Origin of the sequence: Neptunomonas concharum, assembly GCF_008630635.1 — a bacterium.
GTDB lineage: Bacteria > Pseudomonadota > Gammaproteobacteria > Pseudomonadales > Balneatricaceae > Neptunomonas > Neptunomonas concharum.
Genome location: NZ_CP043869.1, coordinates 1,777,627 through 1,794,674, shown reverse-complemented (window position 1 = coordinate 1,794,674; position 17,048 = coordinate 1,777,627). Strand labels below are relative to the sequence as shown.

18 protein-coding genes are annotated in these 17,048 nt (G+C 45.2%); 10 read left to right on the top strand and 8 right to left on the bottom strand.

From position 1 onward, the window contains the following. Positions 1-237 precede the first annotated feature (237 nt). Positions 238-747 (top strand): hypothetical protein, encoded by a 510-nt coding sequence (locus tag F0U83_RS08355; RefSeq protein WP_138987339.1) that lies wholly within the window; start codon positions 238-240, stop codon positions 745-747. Positions 748-1,116: 369 nt separating this feature from the next. On the opposite strand, the gene F0U83_RS17410 is transcribed toward F0U83_RS08355, so the two are convergent. After that, the gene (locus F0U83_RS17410; RefSeq protein ID WP_150036821.1) at positions 1,117-1,620 is read right to left on the bottom strand and encodes a histone H1-like repetitive region-containing protein; all 504 of its coding nucleotides are present in this window, start codon (positions 1,618-1,620) and stop codon (positions 1,117-1,119) included. Between the two features lie 993 nt (positions 1,621-2,613). On the opposite strand from F0U83_RS17410, the gene F0U83_RS08345 reads away from it, so the two are divergent. The 5 genes from F0U83_RS08345 to F0U83_RS08325 all read left to right on the top strand — a co-directional run bounded on the left by F0U83_RS08345 (position 2,614) and on the right by F0U83_RS08325 (position 5,592). Further along, entirely contained in the window at positions 2,614-3,243 is a 630-nt protein-coding gene (locus F0U83_RS08345; protein WP_246077713.1) for a hypothetical protein, read from the top strand. A 43-nt stretch (positions 3,244-3,286) separates the two neighbouring features. Beyond that, positions 3,287-3,649, top strand: a complete 363-nt coding sequence (locus tag F0U83_RS08340) for a roadblock/LC7 domain-containing protein (protein WP_138987336.1) — start codon at positions 3,287-3,289, stop codon at positions 3,647-3,649. A 12-nt stretch (positions 3,650-3,661) separates the two neighbouring features. Then, on the top strand, positions 3,662-4,105 hold the full coding sequence (locus F0U83_RS08335) for a PAS domain-containing protein (protein WP_138987335.1): 444 nt from the start codon (positions 3,662-3,664) through the stop codon (positions 4,103-4,105). Positions 4,106-4,108: 3 nt separating this feature from the next. Continuing rightward, positions 4,109-4,855: a phosphate/phosphite/phosphonate ABC transporter substrate-binding protein gene (locus F0U83_RS08330; protein WP_138987334.1), complete on the top strand. Its 747-nt coding sequence runs from the start codon at positions 4,109-4,111 to the stop codon at positions 4,853-4,855. 128 nt (positions 4,856-4,983) lie between these two features. After that, complete coding sequence (locus F0U83_RS08325; RefSeq protein WP_138987333.1) at positions 4,984-5,592, top strand: MiaE family protein; 609 nt, start codon at positions 4,984-4,986, stop codon at positions 5,590-5,592. Between the two features lie 12 nt (positions 5,593-5,604). On the opposite strand, the gene F0U83_RS08320 is transcribed toward F0U83_RS08325, so the two are convergent. Together F0U83_RS08320 and F0U83_RS08315 are read right to left on the bottom strand one after the other, a co-directional pair. Then, positions 5,605-6,330: a UDP-2,3-diacylglucosamine diphosphatase gene (locus F0U83_RS08320; protein WP_138987332.1), complete on the bottom strand. Its 726-nt coding sequence runs from the start codon at positions 6,328-6,330 to the stop codon at positions 5,605-5,607. A 3-nt stretch (positions 6,331-6,333) separates the two neighbouring features. Then, on the bottom strand, positions 6,334-6,846 hold the full coding sequence (locus F0U83_RS08315; RefSeq protein ID WP_138987331.1) for a peptidylprolyl isomerase: 513 nt from the start codon (positions 6,844-6,846) through the stop codon (positions 6,334-6,336). A gap of 196 nt (positions 6,847-7,042) precedes the next feature. Between F0U83_RS08315 and F0U83_RS08310 the strand changes: the two genes are divergently transcribed. Continuing rightward, positions 7,043-8,737, top strand: a complete 1,695-nt coding sequence (locus F0U83_RS08310; protein ID WP_138987330.1) for a glutamine--tRNA ligase/YqeY domain fusion protein — start codon at positions 7,043-7,045, stop codon at positions 8,735-8,737. A gap of 107 nt (positions 8,738-8,844) precedes the next feature. Here F0U83_RS08310 and F0U83_RS08305 read toward each other — a convergent pair whose 3' ends face one another. Both F0U83_RS08305 and F0U83_RS08300 read right to left on the bottom strand, forming a co-directional pair. Beyond that, entirely contained in the window at positions 8,845-10,659 is a 1,815-nt protein-coding gene (locus F0U83_RS08305; RefSeq protein ID WP_138987329.1) for an autotransporter domain-containing protein, read from the bottom strand. Positions 10,660-10,768: 109 nt separating this feature from the next. Then, positions 10,769-11,044, bottom strand: coding sequence for an HlyU family transcriptional regulator (locus F0U83_RS08300; RefSeq protein ID WP_138987328.1), 276 nt, complete (start codon positions 11,042-11,044; stop codon positions 10,769-10,771). A gap of 112 nt (positions 11,045-11,156) precedes the next feature. Here F0U83_RS08300 and F0U83_RS08295 point away from each other — a divergent pair, with 112 nt between their 5' ends. Then, positions 11,157-12,842, top strand: coding sequence for a GGDEF domain-containing protein (locus F0U83_RS08295; protein ID WP_138987327.1), 1,686 nt, complete (start codon positions 11,157-11,159; stop codon positions 12,840-12,842). Between the two features lie 202 nt (positions 12,843-13,044). Here the strand turns inward: F0U83_RS08295 and F0U83_RS08290 are convergent, their stop codons facing one another. Together F0U83_RS08290 and F0U83_RS08285 are read right to left on the bottom strand one after the other, a co-directional pair. Then, positions 13,045-13,413: a hypothetical protein gene (locus tag F0U83_RS08290; protein WP_138987326.1), complete on the bottom strand. Its 369-nt coding sequence runs from the start codon at positions 13,411-13,413 to the stop codon at positions 13,045-13,047. Between the two features lie 107 nt (positions 13,414-13,520). Then, complete coding sequence (locus tag F0U83_RS08285) at positions 13,521-14,000, bottom strand: MarR family winged helix-turn-helix transcriptional regulator (protein WP_138987325.1); 480 nt, start codon at positions 13,998-14,000, stop codon at positions 13,521-13,523. 203 nt (positions 14,001-14,203) lie between these two features. On the opposite strand from F0U83_RS08285, the gene F0U83_RS08280 reads away from it, so the two are divergent. Next, entirely contained in the window at positions 14,204-14,746 is a 543-nt protein-coding gene (locus F0U83_RS08280; RefSeq protein WP_138987324.1) for a VOC family protein, read from the top strand. A gap of 86 nt (positions 14,747-14,832) precedes the next feature. Beyond that, a complete protein-coding gene (fahA, locus tag F0U83_RS08275) occupies positions 14,833-16,143 on the top strand; it encodes a fumarylacetoacetase (protein ID WP_138987323.1) in 1,311 nt (436 codons plus the stop codon). A gap of 40 nt (positions 16,144-16,183) precedes the next feature. Here the strand turns inward: fahA and F0U83_RS08270 are convergent, their stop codons facing one another. Then, positions 16,184-17,041: an SDR family oxidoreductase gene (locus F0U83_RS08270; protein WP_138987322.1), complete on the bottom strand. Its 858-nt coding sequence runs from the start codon at positions 17,039-17,041 to the stop codon at positions 16,184-16,186. Positions 17,042-17,048 lie beyond the last annotated feature (7 nt).

The window sequence follows — 17,048 nt, the reverse complement described above, 5'->3', positions numbered from 1 at the left end:
TGGCGGGAGGATTCTATCTTAAGAGGCGCTCAAAGTTAAGTTTGTCGACAATCTGGCGCCTTAGACTTTGTATTTAACTATTTTAATGATTTAGGTCTATTTTTTTAAATTATATGGGTAAGAGACGTTGTTAGTCTGAACAGAAGCGGTATATGATTGTTCGGATCATGATAAAACACGATTTGTTGGCTATCCTCTACAATAACTAATGTTATTAATAAAAAGACAGATGCACCTATGATGCACTTGAAGGAAGACAGTAAAGTGAACTCGCAGATCTGGATGGCAATCTCAGACTGGGATCTTAATGAAGAGCTGGAAGGCGATCTTGCTGATCGTATTCAAGCCGCTTTTGAGACCAGCGAGCAAAAGTCGCTGATTTATCAGGGCAGTGTACCTAAATATGCTTTGACTAATCTGACGCGTCTTGTTGCGACACACCCTCAGGATTTGAAATATCATGTGAGACGATTTTATCTTGCAATGATTCATGGCTCAAAATCTAAGGTACTGGGTGCGCTAATCGATTTGATGATTATGTTGCGCTATAAGGGCAATGCACTGAGCCTTAGGCTTATTCGGCAAGCTGAGCCTTTATTGGGGGCTGAGCTGAGCGAGAATCTGAGTGAGATTATTGCGAGTAAGCGCATTAACCAGATAGCGAACTTGGATGTGAGGCACTCTGTCCTGATTAACGGACGTTCACTTCCAGCTGCAGCGGTTTCTAGTAAAAAGGAAGGTCTATAACATGGATCGTCGTACCTCTAACCATTCTCGAGTGCACTTTATCGGCTTTGAAGGTGCGGTTAAGCATACTCTGGAGTATTTTTTCGTATCTCACCGTGTAGGCAAACAATACAAAATTGTGGATTCGCCATCACGCGCTGATTGGGTTATTTTTAATGCCGACCAGCCCAGCTCAAAATCTACTTTAAAGAGTTACCTTGAAGAGAAGGTTGGCCTGCCAGCTCTGTTGATCTCAGTATCGGAGCTTGAATGGAATAACTGTATTACTGTTATAAAACCGTTCACTGCAAATGCGCTTGCAGAAGGTATTGAAGCGCTACAAAAACAAATTCAGGCTTCTATCGCCCCCGAAACTTCTGATCTTGATCGTTATCTTGCAGAGCAGGCAGAAGCCGAACGTTTAGAAGCAGAACGTCTAGAAGCAGAACGTTTAGAAGCAGAACGTTTAGAAGCAGAACGTCTAGAAGCAGAACGTTTAGAAGCAGAACGTTTAGAAGCAGAACGTTTAGAAGCAGAACGTTTAGAAGCAGAACGTTTAGAAGCAGAACGTTTAGAAGCAGAACGTTTAGAAGCAGAACGTTTAGAAGCAGAACGTTTAGAAGCAGAACGTTTAGAAGCAGAACGTTTAGAAGCAGAACGTTTAGAAGCAGAACGTTTAGAAGCAGAACGTTTAGAAGCAGAACGTTTAGAAGCAGAACGTTTAGAAGCAGAACGTTTAGAAGCAGAACGTCTAGAAGCAGAACGTCTAGAAGCAGAACGTCTAGAAGCAGAACGTCTAGAAGCAGAACGTCTAGAAGCAGAACGTCTAGAAGCAGAACGTCTAGAAGCAGAACGTTTAGAAGCAGAACGTTTAGAAGCCGAACAAAAACCCAAATCTAATGTGGCAGACCTTCAGCTGGCCGCTAAAAAACGTGCTCTGTTATTAGCGAAGAAAAAAGCATTGCTTAAAAAGGAGGGCGTTAATACGCCTGATCCAACAGGAGCAAGCGGCGTTCGTTCTACTGCCTCTATTGACAGTATTGGCCATGGTGGCGGCCCTCACCTAGGTGCCCGAGTCTCTAATGTCAGGGCGCAGGTAGTCGCGAAGCTTGCTGAAAGCAGCCCTTCTCAATCTAAACCAGTTGTTACCCCTGAAGTATTTGACCAGATAGTTCCGGCCTTAAAGCCAGCCATAGAAAAGAAACAAGCCCAGTATAATGAAGCTTTAATTAGTAAGCCTACGCCACAAAAGGCGACCAATATGGTGTCTGTTTTTGGTAACCTTCCTGAACTGGATTGGACCATTGAAGCGGACCGGCGCCGGTTATTGATTAATTTAGAGGGGATGTTGCTCCCTTGGATTCAGAAAATAGTTGAGAAAGGACGTAGCCAACGTACCTCTTTAGCTATTGATGGACTTCATTTAAGACTTGAATATTTACCTTGGACTGATTGTTTTGTAACGAATTTATCTGAAGAGGTTCTCTACACTGTTATGACAAGCCGTTTTGGCTTGGGCGAATTATCAATGAAGCCGGGCGATGTGATAGAGGATGATCTGCAGGAAGGGCTTGGCTTCTCAGAGCGGGTCATCACTGCCGAAGATCTTTTATGGTTAGCGGGCTTATGGACTGTTCAGGGGAGGGTCTTACCAGCAGACGATCCTTCCCGAACTCGGAGATTAACACGCTCCCCAGATTGCATTCGCGATATCGTTATTCCTGAAGTTCACGCTGTAATCAATTTATGGCAAACCCGTCCAATGACGGCTTTTCAGGTTATTAGTGAGTTAAACATTCCTCAGCGCTTTGTATTTGGGGTTATGGCGGCGGCTACCACAGCCCAGTTATTTGCCTACTAGCGGTTACGGATAGCGAGAGATATATAGTGAATTCGGAAAGCAAAATACGTTACCTGCAAGTTACTCCCAGCGGTGCTTACTATGCGACAGTGAACTCTCAGTCGGACGATGCTCGTGCTTTATTACTGCAATTGATGAGTAGCGATGCACCGATTGCTTACTCCTCAGAAGTCTTTGCGGAGTTGGCTGACTTAGATAAAGATATGGCAGACGCTCTGTTTCAAAAACTGATTGCCCGCCGTTTTCTCGTCTTAAGTGATAACCCTGCAGAGCCTGTTTCTGGCAGCTTAGAAACGATTCTTTCAAAGGTTTTGCCTGTATTATCCACAACGGGGAAAGTGGTATTGGGGGATGATCAAGGCTTTTGCTTAGGCTCGTCAGGATTTGATCAGGATCATGCGGATTCGCTGGCGGCTCTTGCGGCTGATCTGATCAGTATGCATCACCGCCATCACCAACTTCTTAATCGTGATTTAGAGTTGATGGGACAATCCTGGGGGTTGCTTGACCCGGTAGGGAATAGCTTATTAGGCACATGGATAATTCACGTTGGATCACAAATGTTCGCATTAGTGATCCACGAACAACCAAACTTAAACCAACACCAATTTGTTGAACTACTAAGTGCACTTGCGAGTCGCTACTTAGATTACTGATCCATAGATCGGACAAATATTACTATAATGGAGTGAAGTTGCTATGCGTTCTGAAATGATGGGGTCAATTCTTAGCGACCTGAATGGTACTTCAGCTGAGATTGAAGCCTCAGCCGTCATCTCAACCGATGGCTTGATGATCGAGGCTTTATTGCCTTCTAGCATGGATGAAGACAGGGTGGGCGCAATGAGCGCAGCAATGCTTTCTCTTGGAGAAAGAACAGCCCAGGAGCTGGCTCGTGGCGAGCTCGAACAGGTGCTGGTTAAAGGTGTCGATGGTTACATTTTGATGACTCACGCGAATCATGATTCAGTGTTAACCGTTGTGGCAAAACCCAACGCACGTTTAGGATTGATTTTTCTGGACGTAAAACGAGCGGCTGAAGCGATTGGTAAGCTGCTCTAAGAAGCAACGCTTATGTTTATCAAATATTTTGACGGTACTTCGAGAGAGGCGGTAATCGTTGATCAAGAAGTGCCTTATCCTGACGGGAAGCTTATTGTTTCCCGGACAGATACTACCGGTATAATTACTCACGCAAATCAAGCGTTTATTGATATGTCTGGGTATATGCTTGAAGAGCTGATTGGGACAAACCATTCTATTTTGAGGCACCCAGATATGCCATCTGCCGCCTTTAAGGATCTTTGGGATACTATTCAGTCGGGTAAGAAGTGGCATGGTTACGTTAAAAACTTGCGTAAAGATGGTGCTTATTACTGGGTCAAAGCAACAGTGATCCCTAATATTCGTAATGGCCAATTAATGGGATATACCTCAGTGAGGCGGAAGCCTTCTCGAAGTAAAGTGGACGAGTGTACCGCACTCTATAAAACGATGCTTGCTGATCAGGGAGCCTAGAATATGACCTGTACTTTATCGGTAAGCCCTGACTTCTCTCCTGACCATTTATCAGGCTGGTTTATTTTCAATACATGGTTACAGCGTCAACTGGAGATGCCTATGCATCTGGAGCTGTATGATGATTTTGAGGCGCAGCGGCGGGATATCCAACTCGACAAAATTGATCTAATTTATGCCAACCCTTACGATGCAGCCATGCTGGTTAGGGAAAAGGGTTTCAAAGCAGTTGTTAGACCTACCGGTAATTCTGATGAGGCCATCATTGCTGTTCCTGATGGGTCTCAATACCAGTCAATAGAGACGCTCCCGCCGGGTATTCGTGTGGCTACAACGCATGATCCTGATGTGCATATGATGGGCATGATCATGATTGAGCCGGCTGATTTAGACGCATCCAATGTAACAATCTCTCATGTTCATAGCTATGTCCTTGTCGCAAAGAGTTTGTTAAACGGTAGTGCAGATATTGGGTTTTTCCTGAAAGAAGCATTTGAAGATTTATCTGGTCTAACCAAAAATCAAATGCGTGTCTTGGTTGAAAGCCAAATTGATGTAATTCATCACGCCCTTTTAGCTGGCCCTCGTATTCAGCATTTAATTCCAAAGCTCAGTACTTGCTTGCTTGAGATGAAAGATGACCCAAAAGGGCAGAAAGTACTCGAGGCGATGCAGCTGGGAGGCTGGGAGCTGATGGATGAAGAGTCAACCGAGTTTATGATTGATCTCATTGATACGTTGATTGATTAGTTTAATGACGGTAGAAAGGCATGTGTCTTTCTACCCCGTTTTTTGGTGTCAGCCATTTTCTATTTAGCCGTTTTGTGCGGCTTCTCGAAGCGATATAATTACCTGCTTGATAACGAGGTAGGTAATTGATGGACGTCCTTAACGAAATTCATGAATTTTTAGGTTGTGAGACTCCCGATGCTTGGGTCGATGAGGCATTACGGCAGCCTGAGATACTTTTAATTGATCACGCACACTGTGAAAAAAAAGCGGCTTCGACGGCAATGACGCTTATGTTTCGCTATGTGGATCGTACAGATCTGCTCAATAAAATGTCGCGTCTTGCACGAGAAGAGCTAATCCATTTTGAGCAGGTTCTAGAGTTAATGGAAGCTCGTAATGTTACCTACTGCCACATGTCGCCTGCTCGATATGCCGGTGGGCTGCGTCAGCATATCAGAACCCACGAACCGGGCCGGTTGGTCGATACGCTTATTGTGGGGGCTTTTATTGAAGCACGTTCGTGTGAGCGTTTTGCAAAGCTTGCTCCTCATCTAGATGATGTACTGGCCAAATTCTATCGCTCCTTGTTGAAGTCAGAAGGTCGCCATTATCAAGACTATTTGGGATTAGCGGCTGATTATGCAGGCGAGCCAATCGATGAAAGGGTGGCTATGTTTCGTGAGGTTGAAGCGGAATTGATTTCTACGCCTGACACCGAATTCCGGTTTCATAGTGGAGTCCCAACGGCGGCCTAGTCAAAACGCTAGCTAACTAATGGGTTCATCGACCAAGTTGAGCCCATTGATATCACAACATAGATACCATAGGCTGTGGTCCCAATCGCCTAAAACAATCCGGGATCTGCAGTGGCCATCGATTGCGGTACTATGAATGTTAGGGCGATGGGTGTGTCCATGAATCATCAGGTCGACGTTCGCATTTTTGAACGCAGTTTCTACCGCCTGTGCATTAACGTCCATAATCTCATCCGCTTTTTCCATACCGCGTGCTTTGCTAGCATTCCTTAATTGTTTTGCAATTGCGATACGCTCTTTTAGAGGTTTGTCGATAAAATCTTGTTGCCATGTGGGATTTCTGACCATCTCTCTAAAAGATTGATACTCGATGTCATCGGTGCATAGCTGATCACCATGCATGAGGAGGGCAGGTCCTACGGGCAAGCTGACAATGGCTGTATCACTTAGAAGCGTTGCCCCGATACGTGCCATGAGCTGTTGGCCGACAAGAAAATCTCGATTTCCACATTGGAAATATATGTGGCACCCGCTGCTGCTTAGATTTTTTAGAGACGAGAACACGTGCTCAAATTCAGGTACAGGCATATCATCGCCAATCCAGGCTTCAAATAAGTCCCCAAGAATGTAGAGCTGCTTGGCTTGTTTTGCGGTGGTCTCAATAAAGTGTACAAACGCCCGAGTAATATCCGGGCGCTCTGCTTGTAGGTGAAGGTCTGAAATGAAAAAGACTGACATAGGTTAAGCTTGAGATTCTTCGCTCTCTACGACTTCTGCTTTTTCAATAACAACGTCTTCTTTGGGTACATCCTGATGGCCTGCGCGCATTGTGGTCTCTACGCCTTTAATGGTGTCGATAATGTCTTGTCCATCAACTACTTTGCCGAAAACGGCATAACCCCAGCCTTCTGTTGTTTTGGCGGTATGATCAAGGAAGCTATTGTCTGAAACGTTTATGAAAAACTGTGCTGAGGCTGAATGAGGGTCCATGGTGCGGGCCATCGCAATCGTACCTTTTCGATTAGATAGCCCGTTATCGGCTTCATTCTCAATCGATTCGCGAGTGTCTTTGGCGACCATACCTGGTTCAAAGCCGCCACCTTGAATCATAAATCCATCAATAACACGATGGAAAATTACACCATCATAAAAACCATCACGAACATATTGCTCGAAGTTTGCAGCGGTTTTTGGCGCTTTATCAAAATCAAGCTCTAACGTAATGTCGCCATGGTTTGTGTGGAGAATAATCATTGCTATTGAGTCCTTCTAATCATCGATCTTGTAATCTGCCTATTATACGCAAGTATGACTCCGCTGCACGGTATAGGTGATTATCTTTATAGAAATTTACCATTGACGGTTGTGTGAACTGGCTCTCTAAGTGTTTATAATGCCCCTTTGCTCAAGGCATAAAGCCTTGAAACCGGTTTGAATAGACGTAGAGAACATGTCAAATAACGAATCCAGCCTAAAACCGACCAATTTTATCCATCAGATCATCGAAGATGACCTAAAAAATAATGTACACGGAGGGAGTGTTGTAACGCGATTCCCGCCGGAGCCTAATGGTTATCTACATATCGGTCATGCGAAGTCTATCTGCTTGAATTTTGGAACCGCTGAGAAGTATCAAGGTGCTTGCCATCTTCGCTTTGATGACACAAATCCTGAAAAAGAAAGCCAAGAGTATATTGACTCCATTATCAGTGATATTCAGTGGCTGGGATATGAGTGGACTGGCGAAATCCGTTATACATCGGCGTATTTTGATCAGTTATATCTATGGGCAGTCCATCTTATTAAAGAAGGAAAAGCCTATGTGTGTGATTTAAGTCCTGAAGAAGCACGCGAGTACCGTGGTAGCTTCAGTGAACCTGGCAAAAACAGCCCTTACCGTGACCGCACCATAGAAGAGAATTTATCGTTATTTGAGAAAATGAAGAACGGTGAATTTGCAGAAGGTGAATGTGCTTTACGGGCAAAGATTGATATGGCTGCGCCGAATATGAATCTACGTGATCCTATGATCTATCGTATTCTGCACACTAATCACCATCAGACAGGCGATAAATGGTGTATCTATCCCATTTATGATTTTGCTCATGGGCAATCCGATGCGATCGAAGGTATTACGCACTCCATCTGCACATTGGAGTTTGAAGATCATCGCCCGTTATACGATTGGTTTATCAATAATTTACCGGTGCCTGCTAAGCCGCGTCAGTACGAGTTCTCTCGTCTTGAATTGAACTACACCATCACCAGTAAGCGTAAGCTGAAACAGTTGGTCGACGAGCAGATCGTTGCTGGCTGGAACGATCCTCGAATGCCAACCATCTCGGGTCTAAGACGTCGAGGTTACACTCCTGAATCGATTAGACGTTTCTGCGATATGATTGGAGTGACCCGCTCAAATGGTATTGTTGATATGGGGATGCTTGAAGCTGCGATTAGAGATGATCTGGATAGCTCAGCTCCTCGTGCCATGTGTGTAACGCAGCCACTTAAAGTTACCTTAACCAATATGGCTGAAGGGGTTGAAGAGTGGTTTGAACTACCTGCGCACCCCAAAGATGAGAGCATGGGTATGCGTAAAGTTGGCCTGACTCGCAATGTACTGATTGAGCAGGAAGACTTCATCGAAGAGAAGCCAGTCCCTAAAAATAAAAAAGATAAGTGGAAGCGCTTAGCTCCAGGTGACTCCGTTCGTCTGCGCGGTGCTTATGTGATCACCTGCAATGAAGTAATTAAAAATGAAGCGGGTGAGGTGATCGAGCTACTCTGCACATACGACCCTGCAACCAATGGTGCTAACCCTGAAGGCTATAAGCCTAATGGCGTTATTCATTGGGTATCTGAAGAGTTATCCGTTCCTTGTGAAGTGCGTATGTATGATCGACTGTTCACAGAAGCGAATCCTGATGGTGATAAGAACCGCAGTTTTATGGATTGCTTAAATCCTGAATCGTTGGTTGTCCTGAAAGAGGCGAGAGCTGAAACAGGGCTAAGGGATGCGCCTGCGGAAAGTCGTTACCAGTTTGAGCGGATGGGGTATTTTAGTGTTGATCCTGATTCTAGCAGCGAACATCTAATCATCAACAGAACGGTGACTTTGCGGGATTCTTGGTCGAAGAGTAACTAATAACCGACTTCACATGGAGTTGTTAGTCCTGCCAGCAGAGATAAGCCTTTAATAGAGGCTATTGGATCAGGGTATCAGTCTGGTACCCTGATCCAGATGGGTGGCATTTAGAATCTAATATTTGCCGATAGATTAAATCGGGTATCGTCTCGGCTATCATTTGCAAACGCATGGGTGATGCGAGCACTCAGAGACATGTTTTGCGTTAGTTTTCCGTCGACACCCAACGTGAGTTTCCCTGTCCCTTTATCCTGCTCGATAGTTGGGAGTGAGAACACGTTGCCGGGCAAGTTTACTAACGATGCCATTACAGAATCGGGATCTTCGGTTAGTATTTGCTCCCACTCAAGGCCACCATAAGGTTGCCACTGTGTACCTTTGCTGCGAATCTGCCATCCGGCCACAGCGGTTAAGCTGTCGTCCGTTTGTGCGCCAAAATGCATAGCCGTTGATGAGCCTGTCCCGACTTCCTCGGAGAAACCGGAAAGGCTCAAACGTTGGTAGCGAAGCCGCAGAGTAGGGCCATGATGAAAGGCTGCTGTTTCTAAGGGGTAATGAAGGCTGGCTTGGGCGCCAAAGTGGATACCATCGGTGCTTCCTTTGACAGTACGGGTAGCTGCACCAAGGTTAACTGTTCGTTGGGTATCGTAATCACCTGCAGATACCGTCAAACTACTGTTAAGCTGCCATTGGTTGATATCCCAACCACCATAAACCGTAAATGACGTTGTTGATGCATCCACATTGCCGCCTTGCATATCCGCATCGGCTTGGCTCAAGTGCAAACCAGCTCCCAGTGTTTGATGCTGATTTTGACGCACACTTAAACCAATCCCAAGGGATGTCGGGGAAGCCTCGACGACACCGTCTTGATTACCCATGCTACCACTGATCCAGAGTGAGGTTTCACCATCATTTTGCATTCTTGATTGGTTAAGCTGAGTATCGATTTCGTCGATGATAGCGAGCTGATCTAGACTGGCTGATACAAGCAAGCTTTGGGCGAAAGCTGGGGCATCTAAGATACTTTTGACATATTCACTGATGATTTTATGAGCCGATGAGGTTGGATGCACACCATCAGCAAACAGAAACGTTTGTTCTAAGCCAGAAGGAAAGTGCTCGCCTTCGACACACAGCAGAGAGCTCAGGGCTCCACAAACAGGCAGGGATACATTTTCAAAACCATATTGGTTTGGCTGGCTTTGGATCTCTTTTAGTAGTGTAAACATATCCGCCGTTATAACGGAGATATTATTAACCCGTAAGGCCTGCATTAAATTGTCATTATAGGTTTTCGACAACCGGGTAAGACCTTCGGCACCCGCAGCACCTTGAGATGTACCAAATGGGCTGGCACCAATATCAGGTAGTGTCGGCACAATAATATATTTCGCCCCGGCGGCTCTTAGGGCCCCAATAGCCTGGACTTGTCCTGTAATTGTGGTCGTTAGGTAGTTGGAAATATCAGCGGTGGCTACCTGTCCGCCAGCAATCCAAAAAATATCATTAGCGCCCCCCCAGAGTGAGTAGAGTGCATTTGGATCGGCCTTGCCACCGTTAGCAGCAAGGTAGGTCTGAACTTGTGTCAGGATAGGAGTAGCGCCCGTTGCAGGAAAGCTACCAACGCCAGGCTGGTCGATGATTCGAGCACCGCCTTCGGCATAATTAGTGCCACCCTGATTGGCAGGGGATAAGGCTACGCCATATTCAGCTGCTAGCACTTCTGACCAAACAGGCCCTGGGTTTGTTGTGAATTTCCCGGCCCCGTTGTAACTGGGGTTAGCCTGCAGGATAGGCAGAAATGAGCCGGAATCGGTGAGGCTGTCTCCAAAAAATAGTGTGTTACTGAACTCATTAGCGTGGGCATTTTGCAGTGTCAGTAAGCCAACCAGGCATGCCAGTGTTTTCTTGTGTGTCATAAAGAGGCTCTCGTTTTTATTGTTATAACGACAAGCCTATTAAAGAAAAGGATGTGGAAACAATGACACAATCCATCAAAGGTGCTGACATATGCGCTTAAATTGCAGGCTATTGCGGGTTAAATAGTCTATCTCCTTGTTGATCTATCATCACACGAGCTTTACGTAAGGTTTCCTGCTCACACGCTTCGCGTGAGGGTAATAGATCCGCTCGAATGAAGATGTGTTCATGCTCTCCTTTTTTAATAAGCCCATTAATACGGTACTGACCATCGGTTTCAACAGGATCAGCAATGATTTCAAAATCCTTATAATTCTCTTTCAAAGCAGGTTGTTGGACTTCTTCTACAGCAAACAGTGATTTTAGTTTGTGGAGTAAACTCATTCGTATTACCTACAGGAAACTATGTAAAGTGGTTAATAGATGGCGAAAAAAACCGCCTCTGCTACTATGTAATCTAAAGTTTAACCCGTTTTCGGGTTGAGGTCAGGGATGTATGGCAGAATGGTTTAATATCTTTCGCAGCCTCTGTGTCGTAAAGATGTTTCTAATATGCTTACTGTTTACGACGGATATAATCGCTAGGGAGAAGCAGGATACCGTAGCTGTTACTCTGCAATTACAGTGGAACCATCAGTTTCAATTTGCTGGTTATTATGCAGCGAAATTAAAAGGCTTCTATCAGGATGCGGGGCTGGATGTAACTATCAAAGATGGTGGTTACGATGAACATGGCCACGCAATTGTGCCAGAGTCTGAGGTGTTATTTCATCGAGCACAGTTTGGCACGACACGCTCGGATCTGCTTATCAATCACAGCCGTGGCTTTCCATTGGTCGTGCTGGCGAACATACTGCAGCACTCCCCCTATGTCTTTTTAACCACAGAAGATTACGGTTTTAATCGCTTAGAGGATATTGGCAATCAACGTCCTATTTCACTTAATTTACCCGGAAGTGGTGATCAGCGCATCGATGCGGAGGCGGTAGCAGCTCTTCTGGTTGCCGGTGTTGATTTGAGCTCGTTGAATAACCATTTTCCCACGTGGGATCTAAATGATCTGATACAAGGTAAAACACAGCTGATGCCCGCCTATATAACGGACTCCCCTTATTTTTTAAAGAAAGCGGGTAAAGCGCCAGTTGCCATTGAGCCTAGAGATTATGGAATCGATTTCTACGGTGACTTGCTATTTACCAGCGAGTACATGCTAAAGGAGCAAACTGAGGTGGTGAGCAAGTTTCGCCAAGCTTCGTTGGACGGTTGGCGTTATGCATTAGCTCATCCTGAAGAGATTGCCAGTCATATTTTCAATACATACAAAATGCGTGGAGAACAGTACGACAAAGCGTTTCTTCTGTATGAAGCGCAAGAGATGATGAAACTGATCAACCCCAGTGTCATCGAAGTCGGTTATATCAATAAAACACGTTGGGAAAGTATTGCTAAGGTTTATCAGCATCTGGGGTTGATAGATCACTATGACCTAGACTCATTTATCTACCAAAGCGATACGGGTGATGATTGGGAGCGTTTTAAGCGGTGGTTACAATTGTTATCTTTCCCCTTTATTTTATTAGTGGGGGCTATTTTCTACCTCTCGCTCATCACACTTCGTTTGCGCTATGAAGTGGAAAAAAGAAAACAAGCTCAGAGAGAACTTGCTAAGCAAGCAGATCTAGATTCGCTTACCGGTATAACTAATCGTAGGGGGTTTCAAAAAAGCTTAGATAGAGAGTTTAATCTTGCGAAGCGTTATGAAAATAATTTTACGCTATTAATACTGGATATTGACTACTTTAAAGAGATCAATGACTTGTATGGGCACCTAGCCGGTGATTTGGTATTGCAATCTTTGGTAATTACTACCCAGCGGTTACTGAGAAACACTGACCTTTTTTCTAGGTTTGGTGGTGAAGAGTTTGTGATTCTTCTACCCAATACACCAGTAGAAAAGGGGGTTTTATTAGCAGAACGAATTTTAACCGTGAATAGAGACAATATTGTTTTGTTTGAAGGTAAAGAAATCAATTATACGATCAGTATCGGAGTGGCCGAGATTGCTGACGAAGATGTAACTACCCATGATCTATTTAAGCGTGCCGATGCGCTATTGTATCAAGCAAAAGACTCTGGACGAGACTGTATTAGAGTTGAGGGTATACCTGCTAATAATGAATGATTATTTAGTGACTATATTCAAATAAATTACATTTTCTCTACTCAGATAATATCTGCACCTAGAGAAACAATTTTGTATCAAGGGATAGGGCTCTTAGGCGAGCAGACCGATCCACTAACGTGGGCTGGGCTAGCCGTATAACCGCTGGGGTGATACTGGCTAGCGGTTTTCGATTTTATGTCAGCCTGAAAAACGCATAAGATTAAGACTTATCTGATGGCAAAAGCGAAATAATCAATTCCGAAGGGGAGAGGTCCAGTTCGTCGGCTTCGGCGGTAATACGCTCGTATGCATCCTGAGTCAGTTTTAATGTTTGATCAGCCTTATGTGAGCGGTTTTTCTCGATAGAGCTCCAGAGCTTTTCGGTGTACTCTTCATCCAACCATTCATCACACCACTCCCTGACTTCTTTTGCATTACGAGTGCATTTTCTCCAGGCTTTTAAGGCTTTAAGGTGTTTTTTAGATGCTTTGGATGACTCGTCTTGATCAAAAGGAAACTTGTCATCTTTGGCTAGTTGAATATCGATCCACTTTTCTACCATTGCTACATTGCTTTTTTTGATCTTCATTCGCCGAGCCTCTCAGTTCATAAAATTTCAACGGGCGCATTGTGACAAAAAACAACATTCATTTATGTTAAGATTTTGTGACAGGTTAATGGCCCCAAGGCTATGGATTAGCCTAACTTCTTTAAGGTTTCCGCTTGATTCGCAATGCGGTCAATTAAAGCGTAGAGGAGCGTTTTCTCTTCGTCACTGAGTACTGAAAGCAAATAGCCTTCTCGTGCTGTCACTAGAGGGACGATTTGTTGGTAGACCTTTCTACCGTCATCCGAAAGCCTGAGTCTGGAGAAGCGGCGATCCTTACGATCAACTTCCTGCATAATCAGCCCCGTCGCTTTTAAGCTTGATATTGCGCGACTGACTTGCATTTTCTCAAGGCTTGTAAGCTGTGCTATCTCAGTAGCAGCCAGTTGCTCATTCTCCCCTAATGTCGCAACTACACGCCAAGCATGAGGCGTTAGATCGAAACGCCCCGAGTATAGCTGAGCAATCACTTCGCTAACAGAGGCATTCAGTTGGGATAAGCGATAAGGGAAAAACTGGTTGAGCTGAAGGGTGGCGGGTTTATCACTGGGTGGCATTTTACTGGTCATAGTGAGGTACTGCCTTGCTTTCGATGCCTTATAGTATGTCAACAATAGAGTAAAAAACAATTTCCTGTTAGGAATAAATAACTAAAATATTGACAAAGTCTATATAAAACAAATAGATATTAAAAAATATTGATCTTTGACAATGGTAACATATGTTACTAATATGGAGGCTATATCAAACAATAAATATCGAGGGTGCGGACATGATCAAGCTGGAACAGATTCACCATGTTGCTTATCGTTGCAACGACGCGAAAGAGACCGTTGAGTTCTACCAAAAGATGCTTAACATGGATTTTCTGGTAGCCATTGCTGAAGATCTGGTGCCTTCCACAAAAGAGCCTGACCCTTATATGCACCTTTTCTTGGATGCTGGTAACGGTAATATTCTGGCTTTCTTTGAGTTGCCGACAAAAGAGAAGATGGATCGGGATCGCAACACACCTGAGTGGGTTCAACATATTGCGTTCCGAGTGGCCAGTGAAGAAGCACTGATGGAAGCTAAAGCCGATTTGGAAGCCAAAGGTCTGGACGTTTTAGGCCCAACTAACCACGGCATTATTAAATCGATCTACTTCTTTGACCCGAATGGACATCGTTTAGAATTGACCTGTATTACAGGCACAGACGCACAGATGAAACAGCTCAAAGAGGTCGCACCGGCTATGTTGGAAGAGTGGTCGAAAACTAAGAAAGCACCTAAGCATGCAGCATGGTTACATGAAGAAGAGTTTGCGGACCAATAGTCAACTGTGACGCAGAACTAACCTTTTATAAACGGAAGCCATAATAGGCTTTCGTTTTTTCCGTTTTCAGGGTAGAGAGAAAATACATGATACAGTTAAACGAAACCCACGATGTAAATTTGAAAAGCTGGGTGGCATCTGCCAATAGTGAAGCCTGTGATTTCCCCATTCAAAATCTACCATTTGCCATTTTTCGTCGGGCGGGTAGTAACGAAACCTATCGCGGAGGTGTTGCGATTGGTGATCAGGTCATTGATCTTGCCAAAGTTGCTAGCCTGAAACTACTCTCAGGCGATGCTGCAGTAGCGGCTGAAGCGGCATCTGATACTACGCTGAACCGTCTTATGGGTTTGGGAAACCAATTTGCTTCAGCACTGCGTTTGGCATTATCTAAAGGGCTGCGTGAAGGGGCTGACCGGGCATTGGAGGCAGCTTTCGTACCGATGAGTGAGGTGGAGTATGAGTTGCCGGCTCACATTGGTGACTACACGGACTTCTATACCTCTGTTTTCCATGCAACCAGCGTCGGCAAACTTTTCCGACCTGATAACCCATTACTGCCCAACTATAAATGGGTGCCTATTGGGTATCATGGCCGTTCATCCTCTATTGGTGTTTCTGGGCAAACATTCCGTCGCCCCTTAGGCCAAACCAAGGCGCCTGATGCTGCTGAACCAAGCTTGGGGCCATGTAAACGCTTGGATTATGAGCTAGAGCTAGGTATCTATGTTGGTAAAGGTAATGCAATGGGCGATCGCATTCCGCTAGATGCTGCAGACGATCACGTATTTGGCTTCTGCTTGTTCAACGACTGGTCTGCTCGTGACATTCAGGCATGGGAATATCAGCCGCTTGGCCCATTTCTGGCGAAAAACTTTGCATCAACGGTTTCTCCATGGATTGTGACGCTGGAGGCGATGGCACCTTACCGCATATCCTGGACTCGCGATGAGGCCGATCCACAGCCGCTCGCTTATTTAGAATCCGCTGCGAACCGAGCGCAGGGGGCTTTTGATATTAAGCTGGAAGTTTTGATTCAAACGGAGCAGATGCGACGCAATAACCAGCCAGCGCAATCGGTTTCTTTTTCAAACTTTAGCCACTCTTACTGGACGGTTGCGCAGATGGTTGCCCACCATACCGTTAACGGTTGTAACCTTAAGCCGGGTGATTTCTTCGGCAGTGGCACCCAGTCAGGTCCTGAGCACAAAGAAGCCGGTTCGTTGTTAGAGCTGTCTAATGGCGGTAAGGAGCCGGTAGATCTGGGCAATGGTGAGACCCGCACGTTCTTGAATGACGGAGACACCGTTATCATGAGAGGTTTTTGTGCGAAAGAAGGGGCGGCACGCATTGGTTTTGGTGAGGTCAGTAGCACCATTTTACCCGCCGATTGCTAAATGCCACTGTCTGAAAAGTGCCCGCTGAATGCGGGCATTTTTACTTGTTCTCGTCGCTGGAGGCTTTGCGCAGTAACCAATCCAGTGCTTTTGTGGGTAGCAGGCGGCGTAAATAGGCAAACAGGTAAGTAGGTACGGTGACATAGTAACGGGGCTTAGGCTTTTTGGCTTCCAGTGCATGAATAACTTTGCCTAGTACTGCATCAGGTCCTAAGGTGAACAGATCTTTTTGTTCCGGATTTGGTTGTGCAGCCAAACGCCGTTCAACGGCTTCATAAACATCCTGATGAGCGCTGCCTTCAACTTCTATATTCTGTTTAAATTTTGCATAAGCATTTTTACGAAAATCACTGCTGATCGGACCAGGCTCAACCAATGAGACATGGATATGGCTGCCGTGCAGTTCTTGCCTGAGGGTATCTGTTAATCCTTCCAAAGCAAATTTACTGGCATTATAAGCGCCGCGATACTTTAGCGTAATCAGCCCGAGTACTGAGCTATTTTGGATAATGCGGCCATAACCTTGCTGGCGCATGACTGGGATGATTAAGTTGGTCAGCTCAAGCCAGCCAAACAGATTGGTTTCAAATTGTTGGCGAAGTACATCACGACTGAGATCCTCAACTGCGCCAGGTTGGCCATATGCGCCATTATTAAATAACGCATATAGCTTCCCATCAGTGAGTTGCAGCACCTGCTTAACGGCTTGCTGGATGCTTTGGCTGTCATCCAGATCCAATTGAAGAGCTTCTAGCCCTGCTTGCTGGAGCCGGACGACATCAGGTTCTTGCCTAGCGGTTGCTATAACCCGATATCCTCGGGCTTTTAATCCTACTGCTACATGGTATCCAATGCCGCTGGAGCAGCCTGTAATCAAAACCGTTTTATCGATGTGCATTTTCACT

What these genes read in the sequence shown, in the direction of transcription:
- F0U83_RS08355 (WP_138987339.1), top strand. Translation starts at nt 238, where the DNA reads ATGATGCACTTGAAGGAAGACAGTAAAGTGAACTCGCAGATCTGGATG.
- F0U83_RS08340 (WP_138987336.1), top strand. Translation starts at nt 3,287, where the DNA reads ATGCGTTCTGAAATGATGGGGTCAATTCTTAGCGACCTGAATGGTACT.
- F0U83_RS08335 (WP_138987335.1), top strand. Translation starts at nt 3,662, where the DNA reads ATGTTTATCAAATATTTTGACGGTACTTCGAGAGAGGCGGTAATCGTT.
- F0U83_RS08330 (WP_138987334.1), top strand. Translation starts at nt 4,109, where the DNA reads ATGACCTGTACTTTATCGGTAAGCCCTGACTTCTCTCCTGACCATTTA.
- F0U83_RS08325 (WP_138987333.1), top strand. Translation starts at nt 4,984, where the DNA reads ATGGACGTCCTTAACGAAATTCATGAATTTTTAGGTTGTGAGACTCCC.
- F0U83_RS08320 (WP_138987332.1), bottom strand. Translation starts at nt 6,330, where the DNA reads ATGTCAGTCTTTTTCATTTCAGACCTTCACCTACAAGCAGAGCGCCCG.
- F0U83_RS08315 (WP_138987331.1), bottom strand. Translation starts at nt 6,846, where the DNA reads ATGATTATTCTCCACACAAACCATGGCGACATTACGTTAGAGCTTGAT.
- F0U83_RS08310 (WP_138987330.1), top strand. Translation starts at nt 7,043, where the DNA reads ATGTCAAATAACGAATCCAGCCTAAAACCGACCAATTTTATCCATCAG.
- F0U83_RS08305 (WP_138987329.1), bottom strand. Translation starts at nt 10,659, where the DNA reads ATGACACACAAGAAAACACTGGCATGCCTGGTTGGCTTACTGACACTG.
- F0U83_RS08300 (WP_138987328.1), bottom strand. Translation starts at nt 11,044, where the DNA reads ATGAGTTTACTCCACAAACTAAAATCACTGTTTGCTGTAGAAGAAGTC.
- F0U83_RS08295 (WP_138987327.1), top strand. Translation starts at nt 11,157, where the DNA reads ATGGCAGAATGGTTTAATATCTTTCGCAGCCTCTGTGTCGTAAAGATG.
- F0U83_RS08290 (WP_138987326.1), bottom strand. Translation starts at nt 13,413, where the DNA reads ATGAAGATCAAAAAAAGCAATGTAGCAATGGTAGAAAAGTGGATCGAT.
- F0U83_RS08285 (WP_138987325.1), bottom strand. Translation starts at nt 14,000, where the DNA reads ATGACCAGTAAAATGCCACCCAGTGATAAACCCGCCACCCTTCAGCTC.
- F0U83_RS08280 (WP_138987324.1), top strand. Translation starts at nt 14,204, where the DNA reads ATGATCAAGCTGGAACAGATTCACCATGTTGCTTATCGTTGCAACGAC.
- fahA (WP_138987323.1), top strand. Translation starts at nt 14,833, where the DNA reads ATGATACAGTTAAACGAAACCCACGATGTAAATTTGAAAAGCTGGGTG.
- F0U83_RS08270 (WP_138987322.1), bottom strand. Translation starts at nt 17,041, where the DNA reads ATGCACATCGATAAAACGGTTTTGATTACAGGCTGCTCCAGCGGCATT.